We start from the raw sequence: 12,982 nt of genomic DNA, 5'->3' as shown, positions 1-12,982 counted from the left end.
TTCATGCACTATGATCTGGGATATATCGACCTGGAACAGAGAACCCTGCAGACCATCGACAACCCGTTCGGCACGAGGTTGTTACCCATGTCTCCGGGTCGTACATGGGGATTGTTGGTTGCGGGGGCAAGCAACCACCGATACCGACATTCGGTAGAAGTCGCCGTTTGAGCACGGCACCGGCGTCAGTCGCCACGCCTGTGGCAATGTTTGAACTTTCTGCCTGATCCGCAGGGACATCGTTCATTGCGCCCGATCTTGCGGCGTGCAGGTTGTGGCGGCGTGTCACGAATGCGCTCTTCTTTTCCGAAACGACGAGCGAGGCTTTCAAGCATGCCCGGAGGGGGCACCCATTTTGGAGGTGGTCCAAACGCCCGAAGTTGTGCGATCAATTCCCGCTGGCTCTGGAGTTCTTCCCGCACGCGAGAAGGAAGACCGGCTTCATAGGGCTCTAACCGTGCCATCTCGTCTTCGCCTTCAGAAAATCTTCCGCAATAGGCTAGGACCACCGCATACTGCGAGCGCACCGTGATCATATAGTCGGCCAGCTTCCACTGCCTGAGTTGCGGCAGAACGATGGCCTCCATCATGTTGAGCGCGCCGTCGAAGTCGCGCTTGCTGATGAATTGGTCCACGAGATCCTGCCCCACCCGGAACAGGGAGTCGGGCGCGCGCGCCAGATCGTAGAATTTCAGGGCGTGGATTCGCGCGAAAGGTGAAGGTTGACCCTGAGCGTCTCGCGCCTTTGCAAGCACGTCAAGGGCGTCCGCAAGATGCTTGACATCATCGACGTCCGTACCTTCTTTCAGCATCTGCGATAGGTCAGGTGCATTGTTCCCGATCACCATCTCGGGCGTCAGGCCGATCAGCTCATAATAGTCTCTGATTAGCGGCTGGACCCGCTTGGCCGCGGCGTCCGCATCGCCCAGTGCGAGTTCGGCGCAAGCGACATTGTACTCAAACACACGCTGATGTCCGGAAGGGAGATCTTTGACGACAGGCGTGAGATCTGTCACCAGACGCATCGCGCCACGCCGGTCACCTTTGCTAGCCAGGAGGCTCATCCGCTTCATTCCGACGCGGAGCCGCTCCTCGGCTCCTAGATCGTGGGCAGTGATCAGAGCGTCCATCTGGTCGAGCCACGAAGCGGCGCGGTCGGAACCGGCTTTGATATCGGCGAATGCCAGCCCATCGAGCGCCTTGATCCGCTGATCGGGGGGAACAGCATCGTCCTGTGCGCCGTGCACGAGGTAGGCTTCAACCTCGGGCCAGACGCCCATTTCGTGGAAGAGCTCTTCGGTCGCCATCTCAACCAGTACATCGAGGCGACCGACCTCCCCGGTCAGCCGGAGAAAGAGCGAGAGCTTCGCCGGGTGCCAGCTCTCTAGAAGGCTCTTCTGTACGACACCTCTCAACGCTTCCTGTCGAGCCTTCACACATTCGGCACCGTGGAGGAGGAGCCGCCCCTTCCCGACTGCGCGCGCAGCATCGTGGAGCTTGATGCGATTGTTGGCAAAGACCTGCAGCAAACCCTGACTTACCAGGTGGCGAAGGGAGCGATCGAAGACTGCCTGATCGGGACCTCTGGCTGCCCCGACATAGAACCGTATCTCCCCGCGCGTCAGGGGCGCATCGCAGAGGCTAAGAAGTTCAGCGACACTTGCCACCGCCTGGGGAAGCCGGTCAAAGACCCGCCCGAGGATGAGGTCCTGAGCGATTTCTCTTGTGTGTGCTGAACGTGCAAGATCCGCACATAGCCGCTTCAGCGAACCATCGTAGTCAGACTTTGCAACCGAGATTGCATTCAAAACGAAAAGCGGAAGTCCGCCGGTAAGATAAATCAATCGCTGACAATCGGCGGCATCACCCTGGCAACCTTCCTCATGTACGGCGGCTGCCACCGTATCGGGTGCCCATCCCAGCAAAGCCTCGCGGGCGACGCCGAGAAGTGCCTCAAGTGCGGGAACTTCGCCTTCGGGACGTCCCAACAGTACAAAGCGCATATCCCTTGCTGACTGGATCACCCCCATCAGATCGTCCGCCGACAGTTGGTGAACATTGTCGAGCGCGACGGTGACGACCTGACCCTGCTCAGCCAGCCGGCGGGATAGAATCTGGAGAACTTCTCGTCCAGAGGCCCCAGGCAAAAATATCTCTCCAAGACGATGACCCGTCTCGAACACGCGACCAGCGACTTCACGAGCAACGGTGTTGGCGAGGGCGGCACCGGGTGTATCGGCGGTATCGATGTACACCAAATCGCCTGGAGCATGCTGCGCAGATTGCGCCAGCCACGACGTCTTACCGGCCCCCGAATAGCCGACGATCAACCTGACCCTGTCTCCTGTCAACAGGTCGGGTTCGTGCTCCTGAACCCGGTAGGGAGACGGCGGCAGAGGCAGATCTTGCAACTGCACTACGAGCTGTTCGAAAAGGCTGGGAAGCTTTGCGGTTTCGAAAGTATGGTCCAGATGCTCGTATTCTCCGGTGGCAGCGAGAGACACAACACCGGCCAATTTCCAGACGAGGGTTTCCGGTGCGAGCGTTGCAAACGGCAAGTCCTCCGCCATCTGGCCGGCGGCTTTCGCCACTTCGAGAAGCGACGCTTGTGGGGACGGCAGAATCCTTGTGTCGGGATCGGCCAACGGCCAATCGACCCGTACATCTGTCGGCCAATCCGTCGCGGCGATCTTGGCCGCGAGAGGGCCATTGGGCGCGGCATTGCTAACAATAAGGAATGCTGGCTCCCCGCTCCGCTCACCGCGCTTATGAGCGGCGCGCAATTCTCCAAAGCGTGTTACGGCATCTTCGATATCGTTCCAGGCGAGCGATTCTTTCCTATGCTTAACCTGAACGTAGATGTGCCGCCCTTCAAACTGCACCTCGACATCTTCATCGCTCTCAACGTTGACACGCTTTATCGACAACGCCGCCGCCGACAGCAGACACTGCACGGTGTACAGGTGTTGAAAAAGGAAGCCGCGATGTAAAGCTTCGATCCGAACAAGCTGTACCGGATCCAGTACATTGGCTCTGGCTCCCTGCTGCTCCGCTTGGCTCAAAGACAAAGACTCCGCTTACTCAAATGGTGCGCCAACCTCACGGTATTATCCGTCACGTTTCTTCAGCTCCAGCAAGAAACGGCACCAATACGTTGCCCATACCACGTCGAATTTCGATGCAGTCGTCGCAAAGACGCAAGGATGGCACTCCGGGCATGATCTCCGCACCGTTGACCAGACGGAAGAAGTTAGCGGGCTGATCCCCACATGACGTGCAAACTTCGGTGCTGCCTTCCGAAGCAACGACATGTCGCGATAGAGCTGCGAGATGCGGTTCAACAAGATCGATTATCGACCACCAGTACGGAGTATGGGGCTCGATCTCCTCCATGTGCAGTCTGAGTTGATCGGGGTAGTGTCTTTTCAGCCAATCATAAGCGATCTCCCGGCGGCTCTGATCGTTGTGCACAAGCATTTCATAAAGCACGATCTCGAGGCAGAACGACTCGCGCGGGCACTGTCGTTGTAGCGCCCGAAGCTGGACGAGGTTGATCGCGAAGCGAACGCCGCCGCTATAGGCCTCTTTGAGAGTAGCTATGCAATAGTCTCGCACGACCTCGGGCGACGCGGAAAGTCTGTCCATTTGCTTGTGGTCGTAGCGCCACGGATGCTTCTCGACTTCCATCCTCCAGAGGTCGAGGTAACCGCTGCTTTTAAGGGCAGCCGCAATCACATGATCAACGTCAGGACGCCTTACCAGCAAACCATATAGATCATTAAAATTCTCTACCTCAGGATCGACTGAACGCGCCGCGTTTAGCACAGCGTTCTGGGCAACATGGGTGAGCCGAATCGGGTCTGGACGATCGGACATCCACGCGAGTTCTTCATCCGAAACCAACTCAAATTCTACAGGCAGCTCTGTCAACAGTGAACTGCGCCGAAGGTCCTCCGGGGAGCAGTAATCTGCATCCGGGACAAGATCGACACCTGCCATCTTGTACACTCTTGCAACTAAGCGCGAACAGAATTGTCTTCGTGATCTCGGCTTACGAATTGCAGTGACTGAGCGCGCTGCTTCGCGGATGGAATAGCGGGCGCCGACCTCAGCCCGGGCATAATTTATGATCTGACTGAGAACTTCGCGGCTAGGCGGATTCATCATCCGGAAGTGAAACGCTTGTTCTTCGTCTTCAAACAGCTCACGCTGAAGATTACGTGCTTGCACACCATCCGAAGTTGAATCGATAAAGGAACCGTGCTGCACGCAAATCATCACATGAGATACAACACCATCGGTTGCGAACCGGATCTTCTTGCTGGTCTTCCCAGGGCGCGCCGTAAAGAGAATATCTCCCGGTCTTACGCTGTCGATCTTGATACGTTTCATACACTATCCCAGGGCCAAGCCAATAAGGTATGACCAACTTCAATTACATGGCCAGGGACACAAGCGTGTATTGTATGGAAGCGGATGGGGCGACCACTTACAATAGGAGCATCCCGTTCAGACTGAAGCCCAACGGTAGCGGATCGAAGTGCTAGAATTCTCTTGACGCCACGTCTTGCCACATCCGATTTCGCATTCATAACGTAGCCCAGCATCATCGCCAATGGCAGGCCGCTGGAATACTGGCCGGTTACAAATCGCATCAGCCCTTCATCGACATATTCGCCGACCAACGCACGCACCCCGGTCTTGTAGGGGACATTCAGCCGTTTGCATTCGCAGGCCAGATAGACATCCTCATCATCACCGATGGTCAGGACGAAGTCGATATTGCTCGGCGCCGATACGTTACCGCTGCCATCCTCGGCGAGCAAAGTGTATTGATAGATGATCCGCCCCGGCACCAGCTTTGTTCGGATCAATGACTGAACGAGGTGCTCGGTGATGTGATCCTCATGCGTCATCGCATTCTTTTTGGATTGCAGCGGCGCAATGCAGATAGGCCATGCAGTTTCGACCGCATCGGCGATGCGTTCCTCAAGGCTTCGAAAATGGGGGAGCCATGCGTTTAGATCACCGGCCAGCATATTCACCACCAGCCTTGCCATGGCGAGCGACGGCAGCAGTAAACTCGGCTGCAATCTGCTCCGCATCCGCCAAGGCTGTCGATCTCAGCCAATGTCGAAGTTGCATCGGCTTGACCAAATACATGTCGCTCCCGATCACGAAGCGAAGATCTGGCACCAGCTGCACGTTCCCCGGCAGGCGCACCGGTAGATTAGCTTGGATCGACTGAAGGAACTGTTCGACCTCTGGAGATACCCCTTCCCCATATTCATCGCCCCCGGAAGCGATGGTCAGTCTCAAAACCGCGACATCAGCTGATTTGGCGGCGAGCGACGCTTGGATAGGTTGCCGAAAACAGGGTGCAAGAGCCTCGCGAAGCGTGGCGGCATAGGCGGCGCGGTGCTCGTATCTGCTATTGGCCCAGATTTTTTGCAGACCCGCGCTACGCCGAGGTTGCATCGCAGGAATAATGTATCGGAAGGTGTCCTCAATCAGCGCGATTTCGTGCGCATCCAGACCATAGTAATCGAAGACCAAGTGATCGATTTCATCGAGAGGGTCGGATTGTAGTGAAAACAACTCATCGGCCTTCGCCACTTCCCGATCGATCAGTTGGATGATTTTCTCCTCCGCGACCGCGGCCCTTACCGGATCGGGCATATTCACCGCTGCGTCGAACGGCAGCTTCAACAATTCGCCTTGATGCACCTTGGCACGGTCAGCACCGAGATTGGCGGTATCGTGGAAATAAACCCAAGCCGCCAGACTGCTGTTCAGGACAGCGGTCAAAATCTTCGCAACACGCGTTTCCGTTTCAGGAAAAGCGATAGCCTGAATAGAGTGTTGGAATACAAGGCTTTGATCGCAATAAGCAGCGCGAACACGGCCGATAGAACGCTCGACACCTTGGGGGATCAGGATGTGCGGGCCGGCAAAACCATCGGCAAAGCCCGCGCGGTGGACAGTTGACGTGGACCAAGGACCAGTCTCCACCGTTGGGAGGGCTATCGATCGGAAAGCACGGGCGTTCAAAAACGGGAAACGGGTGACGATTTCCGCCGTTGTGGTATCGTAGTCGGGATCGTCTAGCCGATCTTCCTGAGCAGGCTTGAACCCCTGCCCGATGACCCAGTCCTTCGTCCGATCGACCGTGGCATTGGCCTTGCGGACGTCCTTGTATTCCTTGATGAACGTGTTCAGCGCGGGAATGGTCCGCAAATACTGAAGCAGCGTTTCCTCCGGACCACGCGTCCAGAGCCGGCGTTTGAACAGCGTCGGGTCTTCACCGACCAGGTCCGAGCGGAAGCGAAGACGGTCCGCACGCGACAAGGTCATCAACCGCTTGAGCCGCAGATTGAGATCGGCTTTCGGCACCCAATATTCGAAGCGATAGGGTGGTTGCCCGCCCTCAGCTGGTGCATAAAGCACGAACGCCGTCGGTCGTTGCGCGCCATCGAACAACTGGAAACAAAGATCCGACAGGTTCACGATCCGCCTGACCCGCGCATCGCGCAAAAGCCGTCGTCGCGCATCCTGAGCCTCTTGCGAAGTATTGTGCAGAACCCCCATCGCCGGCAGCAGAAACGCAACAAGCCCGTCCGGCTTGACCACCTTCAGAGCCTTCCAGACGAAGCCCCAGGCAATATCCTTGGCAGGATCGGGATAACCGTTGGCGCTTGCCCATATCTGGGCGGTCGTGATCTGGCCGCTCCGCCCCTTCCAAGGGGGATTCCCGACGACCGCATCGAATTTCGGTGTATCCACAAGCGCAAAGAAATCCGACGCCGGGAGCAACGTGTCGCCGTAGAGCGACGGCAAGAGCTTCCCGGCCTTCAGAAGCGCCTCCAGGTCGGGCGGGTTGGATTGTTCCAGTAGCGCGATGTAGAGCGAGAACGCTGCTACACGGACGGCAGAGGGATTTATGTCCCCCCCATGCAACCGGCACGCAATAGACTTCAGTTCATTCCACGAGGCATGACGTTTGTTCTTGATCCGGCAATGGTGCGCGACAAGGCGCTGGAACAATCGGACAAGAAAAATCCCCGACCCGCATGCTGGATCGCAGAACACGCCTTTTGCCCGCTGCTCGTCCGACAGATCATCCCAAAGCTGATTAACGACGACATCAGCTAGGAACATCGGCGTATAGAAGGCGCCGTCAGCGCTCTTTTTCTCGGCCTCTTCCTTCAGGAAGCGATCATAAACCGCACTGATGAGGCCGATCGACATATACCGGAAGTCATAGCCCCATAGACGAAGCTGGCCGGACGCCATCTCTTCACGTCCATGCCGGAAACGCGCCAGCGTCCGCAGATGCCGCACCGCCAGCTTCGGCGGCGTCGCATCGCCTGTTTCGAAGGCGCAGGGGGCATTGAAGAGGTTGCCGTTGAACGCGCTCTTCAACCATACAAACAGCGCCTCGAAGTAGGCCGGAGAATCTGCCTCCAACATCTCCGCGAGACTGGAACATGTTCTGTTGGACGCCTCTTGGAACACCACCTCCTTGATGATCTTGCGATCTTCCAGATACGCGATGAACATCGTCTGCATCAGCAGCGCCTGGGCGGCCTCGCCACCGAGATCGCCCCGCATGTCGCGAAACGCCTCCAGCAGGTTTGACAGCAGCACGCTATCGACACGATCATCGGGGTCGAAATATTTGTCGTTCTCGAACCAGAACCGCCCGGACTCCGTCGAATCGATCAATTCCCGAAGTTTCAGCGCATCCGAAAGAAGCGATAGGGTCACAATCAGACGAGGATCGCTGTGCTGGCCCTCCTGACGCTGGAATGGCCTCTGGACAAGCGAATAGGCGACAAGCTCATCCTCCTTGAGGACGAGCAACAGGCTCATCAGGCCCTGATTCCAGAGAATCCGGTGCAATTCGTCGATCCGGGCGAGCGATACATCTGGCTCGTTCAGAAATCCGACCGTCGGAACGTCCTCAATGCAGAAGACAGCAGATAGGCCAAGATCGGACAAGACAAAGCGGATCGCATCAGCATGCGGTCCCGGCTCCACATCGGCAGGAGACGTGTAAAATTCGGGCGCCGTCCGACGATCGAGCGCGAGGGCGTCCCGCCAGTGCGAAGCGAAGCTATCCGCCATGCCTCACCTCCTCTCGCGTCATGGGATCGGCATCAGTATCGCACAAAATAGAACATATCAAGAACATTGTAGTTTTGTGGGCGACCCTCGCGCTCATTTATCCAGCTCCAGCACCCCTTGCGGGTCACCTGCAAATTTTCCGGCCTTGGCGGCACCGCGTGGCTTTTTCTTGCCGGGCTCGAGGCGTTCGAAAATCGGGGTGTAATCGATATCTTGACTTGCCATTTCGGCAAGGAGGCTCGCGATCACCGCCAGATGGACTGGGACATCACCTTTCTTCTTGTTATTGGAAACTGAATTCGGTTGCATGCTCATAAGTTCTGCGAAGCGCCGGATAGTGAGCCCCGCCTTGTTGAGTTCGATGATGAAATCGTCGTAGGTCACGGCATCCTTCACCCATGATTTAATGAGACTACCACATAAAATCATGTGCCTACAATCGCCTTCTTACGTGGCCGTGCCGGACTGATTCTGCCGCCGTGCCTTGGCGAACCCACGATCCGTGGCGACGAACCGCTCCAGCATGGGCACGATGAGCTTGATGGGATCGGTGACGGGTCTGCCGGTTTCACGGGTCAGCACCTCGGCATAGTCGATCAGATCGCGGTTGAGCGTTGCGGGCAGCTCCAGCGTGACCTTCACGGGCTTGTCGTCGGGCAGCGGGCCGAGTTTCAGCTTGGTCATGGTCAACCTCCTGCCGGCTCGAATACAAGGTCGCGGGTGACGATGATCCTGACCGGGAAGCCCGGCCGGATGGTCAGCGTCGGCGCAACCTGCAACTGGCGCTGCACGATCTGCTGGCCCGCCTGATTGACGGTATCCTGCGCCCCGTCGCGGATGGCCCGGATAAGCCGGTCCTCGTCGCTCGTCGCCAGCTCCGTGCCGACCGCGAGCAGCGTGGACAGCCCTGCGGCCTTCATCAGATCCCACCAATGATAATCGACGCCATCCTCAAGGCCGGCATAGCCGCTGGCGTCCGCGCCGGGCAGGCGCTCCAGAACGATGGAACGGCCGCCCGGCAGGATCAGGCGATTCCACACCAGCAACACCCTGCGCTGGCCGAAGGTCACGCCGTCATCGTATTGGCCGATGATGCGCGTTCCCTGCGGGATCAACAACAGCGAGCCGGTCGGGCTATCATAGACGTTTTCCGTCACCTGCGCCGTGATCTGGCCCGGTAGGTCGGAACGGATGCCGGTGATGAGCGCGGCCGGGATCACGGCCCCGGCCTGAAGGATGTAGGGCGATGCCGGCGGCGCGACGCGATCCGGCGCGACGGTCTGCCGGTCCACGGGTCCATTGAGGAAAGCCGCGTGCCGGTCTTGCGTCGCGGGCTGTCCACCAAGGCCAAGACCGGCAAGGCCGGGCATGGCCGTCCCTGCCGGCGCTCCCGTGCGCGGGCCGGACTGGAAGAACACATTGCTCAAGCGCGCGGCTTCTTCCTCGGCGCGGCGGCGTTCTTCCTCTGGATCGACGGCGGGCGTCGCCATGACGGGCGGCACGACTGGTTGTCCCCGGTTCTGCGCGTCCAGAATGGGGCGGCCCAAATCTCCGGGCAACGCGGGGCCGAGCACCGGCCCGCTATAGTCGCCCGGCAGGCCCGCCAGCCCATCGGCAGTTTGCCGGTTATTGGTCGAATAGAGTTCTTCGCCGCCCGGTCCTGCGTCGCGGGTCTGGAGCGCGTAGATCAGTGCGCCGCCGATGCCGAGCAAGGCAACAGCGCCGACGCCTGCCAGCATCTTGCGCGACAGGCGCGTGACACGGGGCGTTTCGGCGCGCAGGCGCATGGGGGCGGCGGTATCGGTATCGCTCATGAGGACGATCCTCCCGTGGTCGTGCTGGCTGGCTCTGCGGCGGCCTGCGTCGGGTTGGTGCGGACGATCCTGACGACCTGCTGGCGGTTGCCGCTGCCAAGGCGCAGCTCGGCCGCGCCGAACAGGCGGTCCACGATCAGGATGTTCTGGTGGACTCGGCTGTTGACGATCTGCGGTTCGCCATTGGAGCCGAGCACGAAGATCGGCGGCATCTCGCCCTGCACGATCCCGGCCGGGAAGACGACATAGACGCGCCGTCCATCGTCGAAGACGGAAACCGGACGCCATGGCGGGCTGTCGCCCTGCACCTGCAAGCCATAGCGATAGTTCCGCGCGGCCTCGGCGGGGATGATCGGGGCTGCCGGAACGGTGCGGCGCTGGCCTGGCGTTGCGGGATAGGCCCAGGCGACGGCGGGCATGTAGAGCGAGTCCCGTGCGCGCAGCTCGATCATGTAGGTGCGCCGGTCGGTGGTGACGACAAGGTTGGTGGCAATGTCGGGTCGCGTCGGCTTCACGAGGATATGGACGCGGCGGTTCGCGCCCGAACCGGATTCCGTGTCGCCGATGATCCAGCGGGCGGTGTCGCCCGCCGCAATTGGTCCGGCGCCGGTCAGGCTCTCGCCCGGCTCCAGGGCGATGCTGGTGATCTGCCCAACCGCCGCATAGACCTGATAGAGCGCGCCTTCCGACCACGGGAAAATCTGGATGGCGTTGTAGTAGCCCTCACGTCGCGGCTCGACGCGGGCGGCGGCGTTGGCGTTCTCGACGCGGCCCGCCGGCGTTCCCGCTGCTTCGCCACCACGCGCCACGGTCCAGGCCGGCGGCGTATGCAAAGGTCGGGGCGTGTCATCCGTCGCAGCGGCCTGCACGGTCGGCAGCGGCGGAACGCTGGCGTCGTAGCTGAACTGCGGCGTCCGGTTGGTGGCGCAGCCCGCCAGCATGGTCGCAGACATGAGCAATGCGGAGACGGTCGATTTGCTGATGGCGCGAGTCATTGTCCCATCTCCCTCGACCAGTTGATTGCATTGACGTAGATTCCCAACGGGTTCGCGCGCAGCCTTTCAGCATCGCGCGGAGGCTGGATGGCGATGGTCAGGATGGCCGTCCATCGCTCGGTCGTGGAAAGCTGGCCGTTCTCGAAGTGCCTCTCCGTCCACGCCACGCGGAACGAGTTGGGGGATGCCCGGATGACGCTGGACACCTCGACGGCGATCTGTTGCCGCCCCACCTTGCTGAACGGGTCATTGGCGCGGGCATAGTCATTAAGCGCCGCCGCGCCGCGATCCGTGGTCCATTCATAGGCGCGAAGCCAGTTCTGGCGGACAATGATGGCGTCGGCCGGGATCGCGCGGACCTGCTCGATGAAGCGGCCGAGATGGAAAGCGATCTGCGGATCGGTCGGGCGATAGTCGGCACTCGCGGGCGCGACAGTCTGCGCCTGGCCGAGATTATCGACCTGCACCACCCACGGCACCACGGTCCCGCGCGCCGATTGCCAGACAAGGGCGGCGGCGAAGCCGGCCGACAGGATCAGCGAACCGAAGGCCATGTAGCGCCAGTTTTTCGCCTGCACACGGGCCGAGCCGATGCGCTCGTCCCAGACTTGCGCGGCCTTCTGATAGGGCGTCTCGGGTTCCGGCGTCTTGCCGTAATGGGTCGATGGTCGTTTGAAGATGCTCATGAGCGGTCACTTTCGGAAAGGTTGATGGAAGAACCGCCGCCGTGGCTGTCACCAGAGCGGACAGCATGTGCGGCCATGGTCGTGCCGTGGTTCATGGCCTGCGAGCGCCGCATCCGCTGCGCCCAGGCCGGGGGATTGCCGGCAGGGCCGGATGGCGCGACGGATGCCTCGGCGCCTGCGCCGCCGACCATCCCCATGGTGGAGCCGCCGACCGTTGCACCGAATCCGGCCTTCGCGCCTGCGGAGAAGCTGGATTTGACGGATTCGGAAGCGCGCGCAGCAGCACGTTTGAGGGGCGAGATAGCTGCCGATCCTGCGGCGCGCGCCACGCCGCCAAGGCCGGACGCGACGCCTGCCGCGCCGGACTGGCCGAGCGCGCTGACGCTATAGGCTGCGGTTGCCGCGCCCGCGGCGGCCGCACCGTCGCGCACGGCCGCGGCCCCGCCGGACAGGGCAGCAGCGCCGCCCTTCGCGGCAAGCATGGCCCCGCCTCCTGCGGCGACGGCTGCGCCCGCGACCGCAAGGCCGGTTCCCACGGCAGCGCCCGCGCCAAGCTGCGGCCCGCCCGAGACGATGCCGTTGGCGATGCCCGGCCCGAAGATGCCGAGGCCGAGCAGCGACAGTGCGGCGAGCACAATCGCCATGGCGTCGTCGATGGTCGGGGTCGCCCCGCCGAAACCGGCCGTGAATTGCGAAAACAAGGTGCTGCCGATGCCGATGATGACGGCGAGCACCAGAACCTTGATGCCGGACGACACCACGTTGCCAAGCACCTTCTCGGCCATGAAGGCGGTTTTGCCGAAGAGTCCGAACGGGATGAGCACGAAGCCGGCGAGCGTCGTCAGCTTGAACTCGATCAGGGTGACGAAAAGCTGGATGGCGAGGATGAAGAACGCCAGCACCACCAGCGCCCACGCAAACAGCAGGCAAGCGATCTGGATGAAGTTCTCGAAGAAGGCGATCCAGCCCATGAGGCTGGAAATGGAATCGAGCAACGGGCGGCCGGCGTCGAGGCCAGTCTGCGCGACGCGGCCCGGCCGCATCAGGTCGGTGACGGAAAAGCCGGTGCCGGATGCCATGAGGCCGAGGCCGGCGAAGCTCTCGAAGACGATGCGGGCGAGGTTGTTCCAATTGCTGATGATGTAGGCGAAGACGCCGACGAACAGGGTCTTTTTCACCAGCCGCGCGATAATGTCGTCATCCGCGCCCCATGCCCAAAAGAGCGCGGCGAGCGTCACGTCGATGACAATGAGCGTCGTGGCGATGAAGGCGATCTCGCCGCCGAGCAGGCCGAACCCCGAGTCGATGTAGGACGTGAATACGCCGAGGAAATTGTCGATGACGCCCGTGTTGCCCATGG

Annotated in this window: 10 protein-coding genes; all 10 read right to left on the bottom strand. The window is 60.5% G+C overall.

Annotated features, from left to right (window positions below; translation table 11 throughout):
- Positions 1-185: 185 nt before the first annotated feature.
- Complete coding sequence (locus GTW25_RS19305) at positions 186-3,062, bottom strand: SEC-C metal-binding domain-containing protein (protein ID WP_252913914.1); 2,877 nt, start codon at positions 3,060-3,062, stop codon at positions 186-188.
- Between the two features lie 52 nt (positions 3,063-3,114).
- Positions 3,115-4,392, bottom strand: a complete 1,278-nt coding sequence (locus tag GTW25_RS19300; protein ID WP_252913913.1) for a YiiX/YebB-like N1pC/P60 family cysteine hydrolase — start codon at positions 4,390-4,392, stop codon at positions 3,115-3,117.
- Positions 4,389-5,045 (bottom strand): hypothetical protein, encoded by a 657-nt coding sequence (locus GTW25_RS19295; RefSeq protein ID WP_252913912.1) that lies wholly within the window; start codon positions 5,043-5,045, stop codon positions 4,389-4,391. Before GTW25_RS19295 ends, GTW25_RS19300 begins: the two co-directional genes overlap by 4 nt.
- Positions 5,026-8,127 carry an HsdM family class I SAM-dependent methyltransferase gene (locus GTW25_RS19290; protein ID WP_252913911.1) on the bottom strand — a complete coding sequence of 1,034 codons (3,102 nt, stop codon included), beginning with the start codon at positions 8,125-8,127 and terminating at the stop codon, positions 5,026-5,028. Before GTW25_RS19290 ends, GTW25_RS19295 begins: the two co-directional genes overlap by 20 nt.
- Before the next feature lie 93 nt (positions 8,128-8,220).
- On the bottom strand, positions 8,221-8,511 hold the full coding sequence (locus GTW25_RS19285) for an XRE family transcriptional regulator (RefSeq protein WP_252913910.1): 291 nt from the start codon (positions 8,509-8,511) through the stop codon (positions 8,221-8,223).
- A 63-nt stretch (positions 8,512-8,574) separates the two neighbouring features.
- Positions 8,575-8,811, bottom strand: coding sequence for a DUF2274 domain-containing protein (locus GTW25_RS19280; protein WP_252913909.1), 237 nt, complete (start codon positions 8,809-8,811; stop codon positions 8,575-8,577).
- 2 nt (positions 8,812-8,813) lie between these two features.
- Positions 8,814-9,941, bottom strand: coding sequence for a TraB/TrbI/VirB10 family type IV secretion system protein (locus GTW25_RS19275; RefSeq protein WP_252913908.1), 1,128 nt, complete (start codon positions 9,939-9,941; stop codon positions 8,814-8,816).
- Positions 9,938-10,936, bottom strand: coding sequence for a P-type conjugative transfer protein TrbG (trbG, locus tag GTW25_RS19270; protein ID WP_252913907.1), 999 nt, complete (start codon positions 10,934-10,936; stop codon positions 9,938-9,940). Before trbG ends, GTW25_RS19275 begins: the two co-directional genes overlap by 4 nt.
- The gene (gene trbF / locus GTW25_RS19265) at positions 10,933-11,622 is read right to left on the bottom strand and encodes a conjugal transfer protein TrbF (RefSeq protein ID WP_252913906.1); all 690 of its coding nucleotides are present in this window, start codon (positions 11,620-11,622) and stop codon (positions 10,933-10,935) included. Before trbF ends, trbG begins: the two co-directional genes overlap by 4 nt.
- Positions 11,619-12,980, bottom strand: a complete 1,362-nt coding sequence (trbL, locus tag GTW25_RS19260) for a P-type conjugative transfer protein TrbL (RefSeq protein ID WP_252913905.1) — start codon at positions 12,978-12,980, stop codon at positions 11,619-11,621. The genes trbF and trbL overlap by 4 nt, the downstream gene beginning before the upstream one ends.
- Positions 12,981-12,982: the final 2 nt, after the last annotated feature.

Origin of the sequence: Aliihoeflea aestuarii, from assembly GCF_024105665.1 — a bacterium.
GTDB lineage: Bacteria > Pseudomonadota > Alphaproteobacteria > Rhizobiales > Rhizobiaceae > Aliihoeflea > Aliihoeflea aestuarii.
Note: the sequence above shows the minus strand (reverse complement) of the source record. Positions and strands in the feature narration are given on the sequence as shown.